Here is a 17,465-nt window from a genome sequence, read left to right as displayed (position 1 = left end):
GTGGGGGTCTAACGCATCCTGACGGAACCACCCTCGCCCACCATCCCGCCCCGCACCAGCCCCCACGCCGCCGGCAGCAGCATCGCCGCCACGCCGGCACCGACCAGCGCGTCGGGCGCACCGTCCAGCAGAAGCCAACTCGCCGCCAGCCCCACCAGCCCTGCGGCCAACGGCAATACGTCCTTGCGCGCACACAGCCAGATCGCCCGCAGGGTCAGCGTGCCGCTCCGGCCGGCGAACAGCAGGGTCGCCGCCGTCACCGTCACGCCAATGGCAAACAGCAGGGCAAGGCTGGCGAGCGGTACGTCTGGCAACGCCATGCCGGCGATGCTGCGTCCGGCCGCGACCACCAGCGCCACCGCGGCAGCCGCCAACGCCGCTCCCTGCACGGCCGACAGCCGTGCACGCCATTCCGGGGCATGGCCCATGCCGGCCAGCGCCACCCCATTGGTCGCCGCATGGTTCAGCACCAGCAGCCCCGCCGCCCACAGGGAAACCGCCTGCGTCGCATCGGCGGCGGCAAGCAGCAGGGCGCCGAGCAGCCCATGCACCACCATCGACATCCGCATGGTGTGCTTCAGGTCGCCCGCCCCGCCTGTCGGCCGGGGAGATCCGCCGCCGCCACAGGAACCGCCACAGCATCCGCCGTCCATCGTACCGCCCTTTCACAAACGACCAGGAACCCGGATCATAGGAGCGGTCCGGCGGTCCGTCCATTCCCATCAGAGTATTCTCATATAAATGCCGATCGGCAGAGACCGGCATCGAAAGGGGTGCCTGCGCCGCGACCCAACCCTTTCGAAGGGCGGCAGGGATAACCCCGGCTGCCGAAGGGTGCAGGCGACGTCTCATTGGTCGGTTACCCGTCCCCCTCCATGAAATCGGGTCCGGCGAGGCGGATATGGGGAAGACACAGCCGCATCATTGGAACCGCTCCATGACGAAGCGCCCCGCCTCTCCCGTCAAAATCTTGATTGTCGACGACAATCCGCTGCTTCAGCGGGCGTTGAAGGACATGCTGGGGCTTTGGGGAGTGGGCCAGATCACCGCGGTCGCCAACGGCCAGGAGGCCAAGGACGCGCTGCGCCGCGAGGTCTTCGACCTGATGGTGACGGATTGGGTCATGGAACCGGTGGGCGGCGCCCAGCTGATCCAGTGGGTGCGCCAGTCCGCAAACAGCATGCGCCCCGCCATGCCGATCATCGTGCTGACGGCGAATGCCGACCTCGCCACCGTGCGCAGCGCCTGGGATGCCGGAGCGGATTCCGTTCTGGCGAAACCGGTGCCGGCCGCCACGCTGGCCCGTCGCATCGACGCGGTGCTGAACCGCCGCGAAACGGCGCCGCGCAGCAACAGCGGCAGCACCGGCGAAGCGGAAACACGCAACGAAGGCCGCACCGACGGCTCCGGCCCCTCCACCCCCCAGCCCGCCACTCTGCGTCCGGCGTCGGGGGGAGCGGTGCAATTGCCGCCGCCGGCTCCGCCCCCCCTTTCCCCCGCGGCGACGCCGCCGGACCAAGGCGCTGCAACACTGCGCAGCAGCGATCCCAAGCGGGTCCGGCTGATGCTGGCGATCGACAAGCTGGAGGCGGCGATCGACCGCCCCGACCCCATCGGCAGCCGGCTGCGTCACGCGCTGTCCGACCTGCAACTGGCTGCCGCCGGCGATTCCGCCGCGTCGTCGATCGTCGCATCACTGTCCACCTGCGTCACCTGGGTGGAACCGGACGTGGAGGGCTATGTCGACGCCCTGCAGGCTCATGCCGCGGCATTGCGCTGGCTGGTGGGCTCCGACGGCAGCACGCAGTCGATGGCGGTGGCGCTGTGCCTGATCCGCACGCTGCGCGCCAGCGTCCGCACCCTGGCCGCCCGCGGCCAGACCGACTTCGGCAATTGGCCGGAGGGCGGCAGCCCGACGCCTCCGGGCAAATCCCCCCTGACGGGACGCTGAGTCCGCCCCCATATCGTCTGGAGAGGGTCTGGGCCAGAGGGAGCGGAGCAGGAAATTCCACAAGGCAGGGCTTTCCATACGCTCCGTTACGGAATACCGCCGGTTGCCGCGCCGTTCCTTGCTTTTTGCAGGACGGCCGGCAGCAGGCGTTGCGATATAAGACAGCCTTCATTACCTTTTTGCCCAGCGAACAAATCGGCGACCCAGCACTCCGCACCGGATTTTGCCAGGCTGCCGACCGATGGGAGGGAATGAAGAATGGCGGCCTCAACCGTACCGCTGGCAACTGTCTCGCTCGAAGACAAGTACGCGCTCGAACAGGGCCGCGTGTATCTCACCGGCACCCAGGCGCTGGTGCGCCTGCCGATGATGCAGCGCCAGCGCGACCTTGCTGCCGGACTGAACACCGGCTGCTTCATCTCCGGCTATCGCGGCTCGCCGCTGGGCGGCTTCGACCAGAATCTGTGGAATGCCCGCAAGTTCCTGGAAAAGAACCACATCCAGTTCCAGCCCGGCGTGAACGAGGAACTGGGCGCCACCGCCGTCTGGGGCAGCCAGCAGGTCGGCATGTTCAAGGGCGCCAAATATGACGGCGTCTTCGCCATGTGGTACGGCAAGGGCCCCGGCGTCGACCGGTCCGGCGACGTGTTCAAGCATGCCAATGCCGCCGGCACGTCGAAGCATGGCGGCGTGCTGGTGCTGACCGGCGACGACCACAACTGCAAATCATCCACCTTCCCGCACCAATCCGAACACGCCTACATGCACTCCATGATCCCGGTGCTGAACCCCTCGGGGGTGCAGGAGATCCTGGATTACGGCCTGATCGGCTGGCAGATGAGCCGCTATTCCGGCTGCTGGATCGCCATGAAGACGATTGCGGAGACGGTGGACACCTCGGCCTCGGTCTACATCGATCCGCACCGTGTCTCCCCCGTCATCCCCACCGAATTCCAGATGCCGGCCGGCGGCCTGAACATCCGCTGGCCCGACCCGCCGCTGGAGCAGGAATACCGGCTGATGAAGCACAAGCTGTACGCCGCCCTGGCGTTCGCGCGTGCCAACAAGCTTGACCGGGTGGTGATGGAAAGCCCGCGTCCGCGCTTCGGCATCGTCACCACCGGCAAGAGCTATCTCGACGTCCGACAGGCCTTCGACGAGCTTGGCATCACCGAGGAGATGGCTGCCGACTGGGGCATCACCGTCTACAAGGTCGGCATGCCCTGGCCGCTGGAGCGCGACGGCGTCCGCCACTTCGCCGAGGGTCTGGAAGAGATCATCGTGGTGGAGGAGAAGCGCGCGGTCATCGAAAACCAGCTGAAGGAACAGCTGTACAACTGGAACCCCGACGTCCGTCCGAAGGTTGTCGGCAAGTTCGACGAGCAGGGCGAGTGGATCCTGCCCAGCGCCGGGGAGCTGACCCCCGCCCAGATCGCCGTGGTGATCGGCCGCCGCCTGCAGCGCTTCATCGACAACGAGAACCTCGTCCGTCGCATCGCCTTCCTCGACGCGCAGGAGAAGCAGAAGGCCCATGTGGCGCGCGTAGTGCGCAAGCCGACCTTCTGCTCCGGCTGCCCGCACAACACCTCCACCGTCGTGCCGCAGGGCAGCCGCGCGCTCGGCGGCATCGGCTGCCACTATATGGCGACGTGGCTGGACCGTTCGACCGACACCTTCACCCAGATGGGCGGCGAAGGCGTGCCGTGGGTCGGTCAGGCCGCCTTCACCGACGAAAAGCACATCTTCGCCAACCTCGGCGACGGCACCTATTTCCATTCCGGCATCCTGGCGATCCGTCAGGCCATCGCCGCCAAAGTGAACATCACCTACAAGATCCTGTTCAACGACGCGGTCGCCATGACCGGCGGCCAGCCTTTCGACGGCACGCTGACGGTGCAGTCCATCGCCAATGTCCTGCGGGCGGAGGGCGTCCAGCGCATCACGGTCGTCTCCGACGAGCCGGAAAAATACGGCATCAACAACGGCCTGCCGCAATACAGCAACGTCGAGCACCGCGACGACCTCGACCGCGTGCAGAAGGAGATGCGCGAGGTCCCCGGCGTCAGCGTCCTGATCTATGACCAGACCTGCGCCACCGAGAAGCGCCGCCGCCGCAAGCGCGGCAAGATGGTGGATCCGGCCAAGCGCGTGGTCATCAACGAGCTGGTCTGCGAAGGCTGCGGCGACTGCTCCGCCAAGTCGTCCTGCGTCTCGGTGATCCCGCAGGAGACCGAGTTCGGCCGCAAGCGCCAGATCGACCAGTCCAGCTGCAACAAGGACTATTCCTGCACCAAGGGCTTCTGCCCCAGCTTCGTGACGGTGGAAGGCGGCCAGTTGCGCAAGCCGAAGCCGGCCGCCGCGAAATCGGCCGATGCCACCGCCCTGCCCGCCCCCGCTCTTCCCACCTTTGATAAGACGTGGGGCCTCTACGTCACCGGCGTCGGCGGCACCGGCGTCGTCACCATCGGTGCGTTGCTGGGCATGGCCGCCCATATCGAGGGAAAGGGCGTCGGCGTTCTCGACATGACCGGGCTGGCGCAGAAGGGCGGCGCCGTCACCAGCCACATCCGCATCGCCAACACGCCGGAGGACATCCACTCCGTCCGCATCGCCGCCGGCGGGGCCGACGCGGTGCTGGGCTGCGACCTGATCGTCGCGGCGGCGGGCGACGGCCTGTCGAAGATGACCGCCGGCCGCACCCGTGCCGTGATCAACACCCATGACAGCATCACCGCCGACTTCATCAAGAAGCCGGACATGGTGATCCCGGTGCGCGATCTCGTCGGCGACATCCGCAAGGCCTGCGGCGAGGCCAACGTCGATGCCTTCGACGCGACGAAGCTCGCCACCGCTCTCTTGGGCGACAGCATCTACGCCAACCCGTTCCTGATGGGCTATGCCTGGCAGAAGGGCCTGATCCCGCTGAGCGAGGACTCGATCCTGAAGGCCATCGAGCTGAACGGCGTATCGGTGAAGCTGAACCTCGACGCCTTCCAGTGGGGCCGCCGCGCCGCCGTCGATCTGGCATCCGTCGAGGCCGCCGCAACGCCCCAGGAGCCGGTGCAGGCCGCGCAATCGCTGCTGCTCGACCAGCGCCGCCAGTCCGGCAGCCTGGAGGAGGTGATCGACCGCCGCCACCGTTTCCTGGTCGATTACCAGGACGCCGCCTACGCCGCCCGCTATCATGCGCTGGTCGATTGGACCCGCCGGATCGAGCAGCAGAAGGCCCCCGGCTCCACCGTGCTGACCGAGGCGGTCGCCCGGTCCCACTTCAAGCTGATGGCCTACAAGGATGAGTATGAGGTGGCGCGCCTCTACACCGACACCGGCTTCGTCGAGAATGTGGCGCGGATGTTCGAAGGCGACTGGAAGCTGACCTTCCACATGGCCCCGCCGGTGATGGGCGAGACCGAAGTGGACGGGGCTGAGCCGAAGAAGAAGACCTTCGGCCCGTGGATGCTGCACGCCTTGCGCCTGCTGGCCAAGGGCAAGCGCCTCCGCGGCACCCGGTTCGACCCGTTCGGCCGCACCGCCGAGCGCCGCCAGGAACGCCAGCTGATCGCCGAGTATGAAGCGGTGATGGGCGAGGTCCTGCACAGCCTGACCCGCGAGAAGCTGGATCTGGCGGTGGAGATCGCCAAGCTGCCGATGGAGATGCGCGGCTACGGCCCGGTGAAGGCCCGCAACGTGTCGGTGGCGAAGGCGAAGGAAGCCCAGCTTCTGGAGGCCTACCGCGCCCCGGTCGCCGCCCCGCAGCCGTTGGCGGCGGAGTGAAGGCTCGGACTGATCGGTGAGATGACGTGAGGCGAAGACGCCCTCCCCGTTTAACCGCGGGGAGGGCGTTTTCCATATCAGCCTCGCTTGGCCCCGGCGGTCATCATCCAGATCGCGCCGAAATACACCGCGGTGCCGAGCAACGCGGCATAAAGGATGACGGTGGGGTGAAAGATGAAGCCGATGGGCAGGATCAGCAGCATCAACGCCGCCGCGAGCAGCCCGAGCAGGAAGATGCCGAGGTTGAACTGCTCATAGACCGGGGCGTTCAGGTCGGTGTGGGTCGCCATGGTGTGTGCTCCATTCCTGTGCCGCCCTGAGCGGCAGTGGGTCTCGAATATGAGCACAGGCTAATGGGATGACCGGCGGGTGGCATTGCGAATTCGCAAGGAATTGGTGGGGACCTGACAATTCGCTTTTAAGTCTCTTCGGAAGCTCCCTGTCCCGGTGGCCTTGACGGGGAGAGTGACCGAGCGGGCGCCATACCGGTCTCCGACCGGCTGCTTTCCCTACGCCACCGGAAACCGCAGCAAAAACCGCGTGCCCTTCCCGGCACCGTCGTCCTCCAGCGCGATGCTGCCGCGCATGGTGCCGGTCATGATGTTGGCGCAGATGCTGAGACCCAGGCCGCTGGCGCCCATCCCGCGCTTGGTGGTGAAGAAGGGTTCGAAGATGCGCGACCGGATGTCGGCAGGAATGCCCTTGCCGTCGTCGGCATAGTGCATCTCGATCCAGCCGGCTGGCTGCTCGCGGGCGGACAGCAGGATTCGGCCCGCGTCCCCCTCGTCATAGGCATGAACAAGAGCGTTGATGATCAGGTTCGACAGCACCTGCGCGAAGGCGCCGGGATAGCCGTCGACGATCAGGCCGGCGGGAATGTCCAGCTCCACCGTCACCCGCGTGCGGCGCAGGCGGGGGCGCAGGCTCAGCAGCACCTCGTCCACATAGGTGGCGAGGTCGAAGGGGCGGCGTTCGCCGCTCGCCTGGTCGGAGGCGACCTGCTTGAAGCTCTGGATCAGGCCGGTGGCGCGCTCCACGTTCGACAGGATCATCCGCGTCGATTCCCATGCAACGTCCAGGAATTCCTGGAAATCGCTGCGGCGGATGCGGTTCTCCTCGAACAGGTTGCGGATGCGGCCGACCTCTTCGCCAAGGTGGGAGATGGCGGTCAGGGTGACGCCGATCGGGGTGTTCACCTCATGCGCCACGCCGGCGACCAGCTGGGCCAGGGATGCCAGCTTTTCCGCCTGGATCAGGCTGGCCTGGGCGTCGCGCAGCTCGGCCTCGGCGCGCTTGCGGGCGGTGATGTCCAGCGCCACGGTGACGATGTGGGTCACTTCGCCATCCTCGTCGGTCAGCGGCATCTTGGTGGTCAGCCAGTCGCGCAAGCTCCCGTCCCCGTCGGGCGCACGGTCCTCGTGAAAGGGCACGCCCTGGCCGCTCTCCACCACCAGCCGGTCCAGCGCGGCGGCACGGTCGGCAGGCGGACCGGGAGGAGGGACTTCGGCCGGACCATAGGTCTCGCGGTAGAAGCGGTTGGTCAGCCGGACGGTGCCGTCGCGGTCCTTCACGTCGATCAGCGCGGGAATGGCGTCGATGACGCCGGTCAGGATCTCCCGGCTCTGGCGCACGGCCTCGTCGGCGATGACCCGGCCGGTGATGTCGGTAAAGGTGCGAACCTGCCCGCCGTCGGGAAGCGGCACCACCCGCACTTCGATGAAGCGGCCATCGCCCTGAGGCCGGGCATAGACGAATTCGCGCGCCGGTCGGCCGATCCGCTCCATGAGATAGGCCGTCTTGGCCTCCAGATCGTCGCCGAAATCGGGGGAGCCGGCCGGCATTTGCACCAGCCGGCCAGCGATCTGGTGGCGCATCACGTCCTGCAGACGCGGCCTGCCGCGCATGTCCTCCTCCGACACGCCCAGTATGTCGAGCGCAAGACCGTTCCAGGCGATGTAGCGCAGGTCGCGGTCCAGCAGGACGATGCCCTGGCCCATATTCTCCAGGGTCAGGCGAAGCAGGTGGCGTTGCTTGGTAAGATCGTCCTCCGCCCGGCGCCGCTCGGTGACGTCGGTATAGGTGCGGATGAAACCTCCGCCGGTGGTCCGCCGCGTCCGAACCTCCAGCACCCGGCCGTCGGGTCGGCGATGTTCGTATAAGGAAGGATCGGCGCACAGTGCCCGTTCCAGCTGGCGGGCAGCGATGGCCTCGGGATCACCCGGACCATATTCGCCGTTGCGCGCCAGGAACTGGACCATTTGCGCGTAGTCGGCCCCCGGCATAAATCCCCGCGGCAGGCCGAACAGTTCATAGAGCGGTCCGTTGATCACCTTCACGGTGAGGTCGGCATCGACCAGGATCACGCCCTGATCCATCTGCTCCAGCGCCAGCGCCGACAGATCGTCGCCGATGGACGGATCCGTCCCGATGGTCCGGGCGGTGACGGAGAGGTTCGTCGGAAGTTCGGGGATCTGGGCTGGCAAGGTCGGCGCGCCATCCGTCGTTACGCGGGTCCGAATTCGAACGAGCCACTGTAACAGCCGGCTCCCGTCCTGCCGAGCATTCGTCGATGTCAGGGTGTCGCAACCTCGGGACATTTAACGGACATTTTAAGCATTTCGGAACATTTGTCCCACTACCCTGTTTCGAATCGCGTGTGGTTTGTGCAAGATCAAAACGGCCACATGGCCGCCGTGACCATGCCGCCGCCCGCCTTCCCGCCACCCTGAGGTTTCGACCACTTGTCCGGACTGGCCGCCCTCCCCGCACCGACCGGCGCGATGCCCACTTCCGGCGTTGCGAAGCTGCGTCAGATGCTGGCGAGCGATGCCTCGGCCGTTCAGCCGATCCGCCGGATTCCCGGCGAGGACGAGCGGAAGCGGAACAAGGAAGGGACCGAGGCCACCGGCGATGCGCTGCAGGGAAGCGGCCGTGCCGATGGCGACTCGACGGCCACCCGCACGCGAGGTGCAGGCGGATCGGCAGGCGGCTTCACGATCGGTTCCACCGCCGACGACTCCAGCCCGGTCACCGGCGGTCCCGTTCCGCTGACCGCCCTTCCCAACGCCGGCTATGTCGCCCAAAGCATCCACCAGGAAGCGATGGGCAGCGGACTGACCATCGAGCCCTGGTCCGATGCCATCGAAGCCTATCGCCGCGCCGACGCCGGGGTGAACACGCCGCTGGTCACGCAGATCGCGGTGTAGGGATAGGAATCCGGGCCGGCCCCTCCCGCCGAAAGGCCGGCCGCGGTCACGGATTCAGAGATAACGCTTTTCCAGATGCCGCTTGAACACCGACGAGTCGAGCGGCCGGCCGGTCGCCGCCATCAGCAATTCGTCGCCCGAGGCATGGAAGCAGCCGGTCTCGTGCACATTCACCCGCAACCAAGCGACCAGCGGCGCGAACTCGCCGCGTGACAGGGCGGGCACGATCTCCGGATCGGCGGTGCGCGCGGCGTCGAACAGTTGGGCCGCGGTCATGGCGCCCAGGGTGTAGCTCGGGAAATAGCCCCAGCCGCCGCCCGGCCAGTGGATGTCCTGCAGACAGCCCAGCCGGTCGTTCGGCGGGACGACACCCACCAGCTCCGCCATGCCGTCGTTCCAGGCGCCCGGCAGGTCCGGCAAGGTCAGGTCACCGGCGATCAACGCCTTTTCCAGGCGATAGCGCAGGATGATGTGCGCCGGATAAGTGACCTCGTCGGCATTGACGCGGATGAAGCCGCGCTCGACCCGGCTGTAGAGCCGGCGCAGATTGTCGGCCTCCCAGGCCGGCCCCTCTCCGCCGAAGGTCTCGCGCACCACCGGAGCAAGCCATGTGATGAACTCCGGCGAACGGCAGGCCTGCATCTCCATCAACAGAGACTGGCTCTCATGCACAGCCATGCCGCGCGACTGGCCCACCGGCTGGCCCAGCCACGCGCGCGGGCGGTTCTGCTCGTACAGGGCATGGCCGGTCTCGTGCAGGATGCCCATCAGCGCATCGGTGAAGTTCGCCTCGTCATAGCGGGTGGTGATGCGCACGTCGCCGGTCGCCCCGCCGCAGAAGGGATGGAGCGACACGTCGAGCCGGCCGCGGCTGAAATCGAAGCCGAGCCGCTCCATCATCCGCACGCCCAGTTCGCGCTGCTTCTCAACCGGGAACGGCCCCTGCGGATCGACCGCTGCCGGCACGGCGGCCTGACGGTCGAGCACGCGGCCGATCAGGTCGGGGAGGAAGGTGGAGAGGTCGGCGAACAGCGCGTCGATCCGCTCCGCCCGCGCACCGGGGTCGTGGCTGTCGAGCAGCGCGTCATAGGCGCTAATGCCCATGACGGAGCCCATCGCCTCCGCCCCTTCGCGCACACGGGCCAGCACCTCGGTCAGCGAGGGCAGCAGCTTGGCGAAATCGCTTTCGGCCCGCGCGGCGCGCCATGTCATCTCGCAGACCGATACGGCCTTGCTGGTCGCCTCCACCAGATCGGCGGGGATGGCGGTGGACTGGATGTGGTGGCGGCGCATCTCGCGCAGGTTGGCCCGCTGCCAGGGATCGAGGCCGGTGTCGGTCTCCGCCTCGGCCAGCAGGTCGGCCATGCGGGGATCGGTCGCCAACTCGTGCGCGATCACCGACAGGGTGGCGGTCTGCTCCGCACGGCCGTCGTTGGCGCCCTCCGGCATGATCGTCTGGGTGTCCCAGCCGAGAATGCCCAGCGCGTCGCCGATGGCGGCGATGCGGGCATGGCGGCGTTCAAGCTCCTGATATGCGGTCATCGGATCGTCCGTCGGTTCCGGTGTCGGCGCGCTTGCGCTGCGACAGCACGTAGATCCCGGCGAGCGTTACCGCAAGCCCATACCAGGTCAAGGCATACTGCAGATGGTTGTTCGGCAGGTCCACGCGCGGTTCGATTCCCGCCAGGGTGCCAGACGGCGCACTGGTCAAGCCGGCGTTCGCGGGTCCGAAGGTTTGGCCGGGCAGCATCTCCACCACCACGGGCGCCACGCAGTCCAGCGACAGCGCCGCCGCCATGGCGGGCGGATCGGGCCGCATCCAGGCGGTCCGTGGCTGCGGCGTGCCGTTGCCGGGCTGGAACAGGCCGGCCTGCTGCGGCAGGCGGACGATGCCCCTGACGCCGACCTCCCCCTTCACCTGACCGGTGGGGCGGGAGGCGGGATCGCGCAGGTCCATGGGGATGAAGCCGCGGTTGACCAGCACGATGCCGGCCCCGTCCGCGCGCTGGAACGGGACAAGAAGCTCGTAACCGACCCGGCCCTGGTGCGGACGGGCGATCAGCAGAATTTCCCTGTCGTTGAGGAAACTGCCGGAGAGGGTGACGGGCCGGAACTCCCAGGCCGCGGGGTCGTCGATGCGGGAAGGCAGCGGCACCGGCGGCTCGGCCATCCGGTTGGCGATCCGGGCGACCAGATCGGTCTTCCACTGCAGCCGCTCCAACTGCCATGTGCCGAGGCCGATGGCCACCGCAAGCCCGAGGACCGTCACCAGTGTGGCGCCGAAGGACGGACGGAATCGCCGGCGCTCCCGCGATCCGGCGCCATCTCCCGCCGCCCCTGTTCCGGTGGTTGCGGCCTTCATGATCCCTTCTCGACCTCGCTGCGGCGGTAGCGGTACTGCAGGGCGATGACATAGGCCTTGGCCGGCCGCAGCATGCCAAGCGTCAGGGCCAGCACCACGATGCTCCAGACGATTGCGTGCAGCCACAGCGGCCATTCGACGGTCATCGACACCCACAGCGCCACCGGGACCACCAGGAATCCCAGGATGAAGATCAGGAATACGGCAGGGCCGTCGCCGCTGTCCACCTGGGACAAGTCGAGGCCGCAGACTTCGCAGCGTTCCGCCACCGTCAGAAAGCCGGCGAACAGCCGCCCCTGTCCGCAGCGCGGGCAGACGCAGCGCATGCCCGCGGACATCGGGGGAACTCTGGGGTATTGGTCGTTCACGCTGAAACCTCCCGTTCGGGCCGCTCCGGCAAAGGGTGAAGGCTGCCGGAACGGCTCGGCGCCGGTGGCGTCAGTGGCTGGCGATCACGCCGCCGTAGCCACCCCACCAGTAGACCGATACGAACAGGAACAACCAGACAACGTCGACGAAGTGCCAATACCAGGCCGCCGCTTCGAAGCCGAAATGGCTGTCGGGGGTGAAATGGCCCTTCACCGTGCGGAACCAGCAGACCGCCAGGAAGATCGTGCCGACCAGCACATGGAAGCCGTGGAAGCCTGTCGCCATGTAGAAGGTGGACGGGAAGATGCCGTCGGTGAACTTGAACGCGGCGTGAACATACTCATAGACCTGGAAGAAGCTGAACAGCACGCCCAGCAGCACGGTCAGGCCCAGAGCCTTCGCCGCCTCGCGGTTGCGCCCCTCCAGGATCGCATGGTGGGCCCAGGTGACGGTGACGCCGGACAGCAGCAGGGTAATCGTCATCATCAGCGGCATGTCGAACGGGTCGATGACATGCACGTTGGGCGGCGGCCAGATGGCGTCGGGATTGATGGGCGAGGCCTTCGGATCCAGGGCGGCGTGGAAGAAGGCCCAGAAGAAGGCGGAGAAGAACATCACCTCCGACGCGATGAACAGCGCCATGCCATAGCGCAGGCCGATCTTCACCACGGGAGTGTGGGCATGCTCCACTACCGATTCCCGGATCACGGAGCGCCACCAGCCGAACATCGTCACCAGAATGGCCAGCACCCCCAGGATCATCAGGAAGGAGCCGCCGTCATGCATGTAGACGACCAGACCGGTCGCCAGCAGCCCCCCGGAGAAGGCGCCGATCAGCGGCCAGGGGCTGGGCTTCAGCAGATGGTAGGGATGCGGGATGCCGGCGCCCGGTTCATGGGCTGACGGTTCGGCGTGCGGCATTTGCCCGTGGGTGATGTCGGCCATCGTCTCACTACCCCATATTGTTCAGTTTGTGGCGGTCGCCCCCGGCTCCGCCTTTTGTTTGCTTGTCTCCGCCCCGCCGGACGGGGCGGGTGGCGCGGCATGCTGGGCAAGCCGGGCCTCGCTGTCCTTGGCGCGGAAGAAGGTGTAGGACAGCGTGATGGTCGTCACGTCGTCCATGTTCGGGTCGTCGGCCATCGACGGGTCGACGAAGAAGGTCACCGGCATGTCCACGGCCTGGCCGGGCTCCAGGATCTGCTCGGTGAAGCAGAAGCACTGCATCTTGTTGAAATAGGCGCCCGCCTTGTCCGGCGAGACGTTGTAGACGGCGGTGCCGACGGTGGGCTTGACCCCGCGGTTCTCCGCCCGATAGGCGGCGAACCCGGTCTCTCCCAGATTCAGCACCAGTTCCTTCTGCTCCGGCTTGAAGGACCAGGGCAGCGCGTTGTTGGTGTCGGCGTTGAAGCGGATGGTGACCTTGCGGTCGACGACCCGGTTCGCGGCCTGCTCGGCCCGCTGGGTCGTGCCGCCGAAGCCGGTGACGGCGCAGAACAGGTTGTAGAGCGGGACAGACGCATAGGTCAGCCCGATCATCCCCGCCACCAGCCCGAACAGCGAGCCCAGGACGAGCCGGTTGCGGCGGCGCAGCCTGTCGTCGCGCTTGGTCATCCCGCCGCTCTTGGCCATCAGTGCGCCCCGCCCATCCGCACGACGGTGATGGCATAGAACAGGACGACCAGGGTCAGCAGCGCCGCCAGAACGGCCAGATTGCGGCCGCGCAGCTTCCTGGCCCGCAGCGCGGCCTCCTGCCGCTTCTGCTCCTCCACCGAGGCGCGGGTATCGATCGGGGTATCGTGTTCCATCACCGTCATGCCCACCCTCCGAGGATCAGCCGCTCCGCCATCATCACGGCGAACAGCAGGAACAGGTACAGGATCGAGAAACCGAACATCTTCTTGGCCGGCTTGTCGTCCGTCGCGCGCAGGACGCGGACGGCATGGCCGACGAACATCAGGCCGAGGACGGCCGACACCGCCAGATAGGCCGGTCCGGCGATCCCGACGAAGGACGGCGCCGCGGCCACCGGCAGCAGGATCAGCGTATAGGCCAGCATCTGGCGCTTGGTCGGCCCCTCTCCCGCCACCACCGGCATCATCGGCACACCGGCGCGGGTGTAGTCGCCGTTGCGGAACAGGGCGAGCGCCCAGAAGTGCGGCGGCGTCCACAGGAAGATCAGCAGGAACAGCAGGATCGACGGCAGATCGACGCTGCCGGTCACCGCGGCCCAGCCGATCATCGGCGGGAACGCGCCGGCGGCCCCGCCGATCACGATGTTCTGCGGGGTCCGGCGCTTCAGCCACATGGTGTAGACGAAGACGTAGAAGCCGATGGTCAACGCCAGCAGCGAGGCCGCCGCCCAGTTCACCGCCAGCCCCATCACCACGACGGACAGCACCGACAGGGTGACGCCGAAGCCCAGCGCCTCCGACGGTTCCACCCGGCCCGACGGGATCGGCCGCTTGATCGTGCGGGCCATCACGGCGTCGATGTCGCGGTCGTACCACATGTTGATGGCGCCCGACGCCCCGGCGCCGACGGCGATGCACAGCACGGCGACCACTGCCAGGAAGGGATGAATGTGGCCGGGGGCCAGGACGATGCCGGCCAGACCGGTGAAGACCACAAGCGACATGACCCGCGGTTTCAGCAACTCGATGAAGTCACCGGCCGACGCCCCTCCGGTCTGATTGAGCGTCAGTTCGTTCGTCACGTCCGTCATGTCATGTCCTTGTCGTCTTCTAACCCCGGGTCCGTCGCCCCGGCGCCCGTCCTGCCGATGCCCATTGTTCGGGCTTACCGGCGATAGCTTTCGCAGTGGCGGGCGCTGCAGTGCGGCAACGCCCGCCCGTTAGCATGCTTACTTCACCTGGGGCAACGTCTCGAACGCGTGGAACGGAGGCGGCGAGCTGACCGACCATTCCAGCGTGCCGGCCTGCGGGCCCCAATAGGCGCCCGGCACCCGCTCGCCGCTGCGCAGCGTCTTCCAGGCGATCCACACGAACAGCAGCGTGGAGGCGAAGGACAGATAGGCGCCCAGCGAGGAGATCATGTTCCAGCCCCAGAAGGCATCCGGATAGTCGGGGATGCGGCGCGGCATGCCCGACAGGCCCAGGAAGTGCTGCGGGAAGAACACCAGGTTGACGCCGACGAAGGTGGTGTAGAAATGGACCTTGCCCCAGAACTCCGGATACTGGCGTCCCGACATCTTGCCGATCCAGTAGTACCAGCCGGCGAAGATCGAGAACACCGCACCCAGCGACAGCACATAGTGGAAGTGCGCCACGACGTAGTAGGTGTCGTGCATATAGTTGTCGAGGCCGCCGTTCGCCAGCACCACGCCGGTCACGCCGCCGACGGTGAACAGGAAGATGAACCCCAGCGCCCACAGCATCGGCACGCGGAACTCGATCGACCCGCCCCACATGGTGGCGATCCAGGAGAAGATCTTCACGCCCGTCGGCACGGCGATGATCATGGTCGCGGCGGTGAAGTAGGCCTTGGTGTCGACGTCGAGGCCGACCGTGTACATGTGGTGCGCCCACACCACGAAGCCGACCACGCCGATGGCGACCATGGCGTAGGCCATGCCGAGATAGCCGAACACCGGCTTCTTGGAGAAGGTCGACACGATGTGGCTGATGATGCCGAAGGCCGGCAGGATCATGATGTACACTTCGGGGTGGCCGAAGAACCAGAACAGGTGCTGGAACAGGATCGGGTCGCCGCCGCCTTCCGGGTTGAAGAAGGTGGTGCCGAAATTGCGGTCGGTCAGCAGCATGGTGATGGCGCCGCCCAGCACCGGCACGGCCAGCAGCAGCAGGAAGGCCGTCACCAGCATCGCCCAGACGAACAGCGGCATCTTGTGCAGCGTCATGCCGGGGGCGCGCATGTTGAAGATGGTGGTGATGAAGTTCACCGCACCGAGGATGGAGCTGGCGCCGGCCAGATGCAGGGCGAAGATCGCCATGTCGACCGACGGCCCGCTGTGTCCCAGCTGTGCCGACAGCGGCGGATAGATGGTCCAGCCGGTGCCGGCGCCGGTGCCGACGAAGGCCGAGCCCAGCAGCAGCAGGAAGGCCGGCACGATCAACCAGAAGCTGATGTTGTTCATGCGCGGGAAGGCCATGTCGGGCGCGCCGATCATGAGCGGCACGAACCAGTTGCCGAAGCCGCCGATCAGCGCCGGCATCACCACGAAGAACACCATGATCAGGCCGTGAGCCGTGATCAGCACGTTCCACATCTGGCCGTCGGAGACGAACTGCAGGCCCGGCGACTGAAGCTCCGCACGCATGATGACGGAGAACAGGCCGCCGATCAGCCCGGCGATCACCGAGAAGATCAGATAGAGCGTGCCGATGTCCTTGTGGTTGGTCGAATAGAACCAGCGCTGCACGAAGCCGGGCATGTGATGGTCGTCATGCCCATGACCATGCCCGTGATCCTGTCCGTGGGCGTGATCCTGTCCCGGTGTGGCGTTTGCCATGTCTCTACCCTTCGTCGCTGTCCCTGGCCGCCGCACCGCCCGTTCTTCCGCGGGCCGGCAGCGGCTGGGTATGTTCTGTTCTTCTTATCGCGTCGTCCCTGTGCCGGGCTGTGCGAAGTCCGCGGGGCCAGCCGGCATCCTCATTCGACCAGCGTACCGGTCGGACGCTCCGCCACGTTGCGGGCCGGGTCCTTCGGCGCGGAGGCCGACTTGGTCTTGGCGACCCAGGCGTCGAACGCCTCGCGGGAAACCACCTCGACCGCGATCGGCATGTATCCGTGGTTGGTGCCGCAGATTTCGGAGCACTGGCCGTAATAGACGCCTTCGCGTTCGGCCTTGAACCAGGTCTCGTTGATACGGCCGGGCACACCATCCTTCTTGACGCCGAAAGCCGGCATCGCCCAGGAATGGATGACGTCGCCGGCGGTCACCATCAGCCGAACGGTGGTGTTGACCGGAACGACGACCCGGTTGTCGACCTCCAGCAGGCGGCGCTGGCCGGGCTTGATCTCCGATTCCGGGACCATGTAGCTGGAGAAGGCGATGTTGCCGTGGTCGGGATATTCATAGTCCCAGTACCACTGCCGGCCGGTGACCTTGACGGTCATCTCGGCCTCGGGAATGCGTTCCGCGGCGTATAGCAGCTTGAAGGACGGCACCGCGATCACGATCAGGATGATCACCGGCACGACGGTCCAGGCGACCTCAAGCACCGTGTGGTGCGAGGTCTTGGACGGAACCGGGTTCTTCTTCGCATCGAAGCGGACGACGCAATAAGCCATCAGCGCCGCGACGAAAATGACGATCAGCGTGATGATGATGGTCAGCAGGTCGTTGAACGAGGTCATCAGGTGCTTGACCGGGGAGGCGGAGGGCTGCATGCCCATCTCCCACGGCTTCGGCTCGTTCGCCAGGGCGGCACCCCACCCCATCATCGTCGGCCCGACCATCGACAGGACCGCCGCCAGGCCGGCGGTGTACAGGCTTTGCCTTCTCATCCCCAACCCCTTCTTAGCCGCGACGCTCGTCATGGCACGCGGTCGTCTCTTCCCGCCGACGCCCCCTCCGCCCTCTTGTCCGTTGGACCGCCATCCGTTCGTTCGGTCCATAATTGGGCTCATCAGCGAACGCCAGTTTATGCAGGGATCACGCCATCTTAGCGCGACATATACCCGCATCCGGAGCTTATCCCCCCGCCACGCTGGGTTACAAGCCTTTCCTCTCTCCCACCGATTGCATAGACTTTTCCTCACATTCAGCTGCGCCATGGGTACAAAGGTTGAGCGCATGCAGGGGTCAATCCATGCGACATTC

The 17,465-nt window shown here is 66.7% G+C and carries 15 protein-coding genes; 3 read left to right on the top strand and 12 right to left on the bottom strand.

Annotated elements, in window-relative coordinates; all coding sequences use genetic code 11:
* Nucleotides 1–8: 8 nt before the first annotated feature.
* On the bottom strand, nt 9–569 hold the full coding sequence (locus ACWPKK_RS04840; protein WP_452001425.1) for a hypothetical protein: 561 nt from the start codon (nt 567–569) through the stop codon (nt 9–11).
* A gap of 368 nt (nt 570–937) precedes the next feature.
* Between ACWPKK_RS04840 and ACWPKK_RS04835 the strand changes: the two genes are divergently transcribed.
* Nucleotides 938–1,951, top strand: a complete 1,014-nt coding sequence (locus ACWPKK_RS04835) for a response regulator (protein ID WP_452001423.1) — start codon at nt 938–940, stop codon at nt 1,949–1,951.
* Nucleotides 1,952–2,209: 258 nt separating this feature from the next.
* Nucleotides 2,210–5,725: an indolepyruvate ferredoxin oxidoreductase family protein gene (locus ACWPKK_RS04830; protein ID WP_452001421.1), complete on the top strand. Its 3,516-nt coding sequence runs from the start codon at nt 2,210–2,212 to the stop codon at nt 5,723–5,725.
* Between the two features lie 77 nt (nt 5,726–5,802).
* On the opposite strand, the gene ACWPKK_RS04825 is transcribed toward ACWPKK_RS04830, so the two are convergent.
* Nucleotides 5,803–6,015 (bottom strand): hypothetical protein, encoded by a 213-nt coding sequence (locus tag ACWPKK_RS04825; protein ID WP_452001419.1) that lies wholly within the window; start codon nt 6,013–6,015, stop codon nt 5,803–5,805.
* A gap of 219 nt (nt 6,016–6,234) precedes the next feature.
* A complete protein-coding gene (locus ACWPKK_RS04820; RefSeq protein WP_452001418.1) occupies nt 6,235–8,208 on the bottom strand; it encodes a PAS-domain containing protein in 1,974 nt (657 codons plus the stop codon).
* Nucleotides 8,209–8,538: 330 nt separating this feature from the next.
* Between ACWPKK_RS04820 and ACWPKK_RS04815 the strand changes: the two genes are divergently transcribed.
* Complete coding sequence (locus tag ACWPKK_RS04815) at nt 8,539–8,931, top strand: hypothetical protein (RefSeq protein ID WP_452001416.1); 393 nt, start codon at nt 8,539–8,541, stop codon at nt 8,929–8,931.
* A gap of 54 nt (nt 8,932–8,985) precedes the next feature.
* Here the strand turns inward: ACWPKK_RS04815 and ACWPKK_RS04810 are convergent, their stop codons facing one another.
* The 9 genes from ACWPKK_RS04810 to coxB form a co-directional block, all read right to left on the bottom strand.
* The gene (locus ACWPKK_RS04810; RefSeq protein WP_452001415.1) at nt 8,986–10,473 is read right to left on the bottom strand and encodes a carboxypeptidase M32; all 1,488 of its coding nucleotides are present in this window, start codon (nt 10,471–10,473) and stop codon (nt 8,986–8,988) included.
* Nucleotides 10,451–11,293 carry an SURF1 family protein gene (locus ACWPKK_RS04805; RefSeq protein WP_452001413.1) on the bottom strand — a complete coding sequence of 281 codons (843 nt, stop codon included), beginning with the start codon at nt 11,291–11,293 and terminating at the stop codon, nt 10,451–10,453. The genes ACWPKK_RS04810 and ACWPKK_RS04805 overlap by 23 nt, the downstream gene beginning before the upstream one ends.
* On the bottom strand, nt 11,290–11,631 hold the full coding sequence (locus tag ACWPKK_RS04800; protein ID WP_452001412.1) for a DUF983 domain-containing protein: 342 nt from the start codon (nt 11,629–11,631) through the stop codon (nt 11,290–11,292). The genes ACWPKK_RS04805 and ACWPKK_RS04800 overlap by 4 nt, the downstream gene beginning before the upstream one ends.
* A 100-nt stretch (nt 11,632–11,731) precedes the next feature.
* The gene (locus tag ACWPKK_RS04795; RefSeq protein WP_452001410.1) at nt 11,732–12,607 is read right to left on the bottom strand and encodes a cytochrome c oxidase subunit 3; all 876 of its coding nucleotides are present in this window, start codon (nt 12,605–12,607) and stop codon (nt 11,732–11,734) included.
* Nucleotides 12,608–12,628: 21 nt separating this feature from the next.
* Nucleotides 12,629–13,291 (bottom strand): cytochrome c oxidase assembly protein, encoded by a 663-nt coding sequence (locus tag ACWPKK_RS04790; RefSeq protein ID WP_452001408.1) that lies wholly within the window; start codon nt 13,289–13,291, stop codon nt 12,629–12,631.
* The gene (locus ACWPKK_RS04785; protein ID WP_149223429.1) at nt 13,291–13,476 is read right to left on the bottom strand and encodes a hypothetical protein; all 186 of its coding nucleotides are present in this window, start codon (nt 13,474–13,476) and stop codon (nt 13,291–13,293) included. The genes ACWPKK_RS04790 and ACWPKK_RS04785 overlap by 1 nt, the downstream gene beginning before the upstream one ends.
* A complete protein-coding gene (gene cyoE, locus ACWPKK_RS04780) occupies nt 13,473–14,384 on the bottom strand; it encodes a heme o synthase (protein ID WP_452001406.1) in 912 nt (303 codons plus the stop codon). The genes ACWPKK_RS04785 and cyoE overlap by 4 nt, the downstream gene beginning before the upstream one ends.
* Nucleotides 14,385–14,522: 138 nt before the next feature.
* Entirely contained in the window at nt 14,523–16,151 is a 1,629-nt protein-coding gene (gene ctaD / locus ACWPKK_RS04775; protein WP_324871325.1) for a cytochrome c oxidase subunit I, read from the bottom strand.
* Nucleotides 16,152–16,291: 140 nt separating this feature from the next.
* Nucleotides 16,292–17,149, bottom strand: coding sequence for a cytochrome c oxidase subunit II (gene coxB, locus ACWPKK_RS04770; RefSeq protein WP_452001405.1), 858 nt, complete (start codon nt 17,147–17,149; stop codon nt 16,292–16,294).
* Nucleotides 17,150–17,465 lie beyond the last annotated feature (316 nt).

Source organism: Azospirillum largimobile, assembly GCF_977007025.2.
The sequence above is the reverse complement of the archived record's forward strand: the minus strand, read 5'-3'. Positions and strand labels throughout refer to the sequence as shown.

Excerpts from the sequence above, each read along its gene's own strand:
- ACWPKK_RS04840 (WP_452001425.1), bottom strand. The coding sequence starts at position 569 with ATGCGGATGTCGATGGTGGTGCATGGGCTGCTCGGCGCCCTGCTGCTT.
- ACWPKK_RS04835 (WP_452001423.1), top strand. The coding sequence starts at position 938 with ATGACGAAGCGCCCCGCCTCTCCCGTCAAAATCTTGATTGTCGACGAC.
- ACWPKK_RS04830 (WP_452001421.1), top strand. The coding sequence starts at position 2,210 with ATGGCGGCCTCAACCGTACCGCTGGCAACTGTCTCGCTCGAAGACAAG.
- ACWPKK_RS04825 (WP_452001419.1), bottom strand. The coding sequence starts at position 6,015 with ATGGCGACCCACACCGACCTGAACGCCCCGGTCTATGAGCAGTTCAAC.
- ACWPKK_RS04815 (WP_452001416.1), top strand. The coding sequence starts at position 8,539 with ATGCTGGCGAGCGATGCCTCGGCCGTTCAGCCGATCCGCCGGATTCCC.
- ACWPKK_RS04810 (WP_452001415.1), bottom strand. The coding sequence starts at position 10,473 with ATGACCGCATATCAGGAGCTTGAACGCCGCCATGCCCGCATCGCCGCC.
- ACWPKK_RS04805 (WP_452001413.1), bottom strand. The coding sequence starts at position 11,293 with ATGAAGGCCGCAACCACCGGAACAGGGGCGGCGGGAGATGGCGCCGGA.
- ACWPKK_RS04800 (WP_452001412.1), bottom strand. The coding sequence starts at position 11,631 with ATGTCCGCGGGCATGCGCTGCGTCTGCCCGCGCTGCGGACAGGGGCGG.
- ACWPKK_RS04795 (WP_452001410.1), bottom strand. The coding sequence starts at position 12,607 with ATGGCCGACATCACCCACGGGCAAATGCCGCACGCCGAACCGTCAGCC.
- ACWPKK_RS04790 (WP_452001408.1), bottom strand. The coding sequence starts at position 13,291 with ATGGCCAAGAGCGGCGGGATGACCAAGCGCGACGACAGGCTGCGCCGC.
- ACWPKK_RS04785 (WP_149223429.1), bottom strand. The coding sequence starts at position 13,476 with ATGACGGTGATGGAACACGATACCCCGATCGATACCCGCGCCTCGGTG.
- cyoE (WP_452001406.1), bottom strand. The coding sequence starts at position 14,384 with ATGACGGACGTGACGAACGAACTGACGCTCAATCAGACCGGAGGGGCG.
- ctaD (WP_324871325.1), bottom strand. The coding sequence starts at position 16,151 with ATGGCAAACGCCACACCGGGACAGGATCACGCCCACGGACAGGATCAC.
- coxB (WP_452001405.1), bottom strand. The coding sequence starts at position 17,149 with ATGAGAAGGCAAAGCCTGTACACCGCCGGCCTGGCGGCGGTCCTGTCG.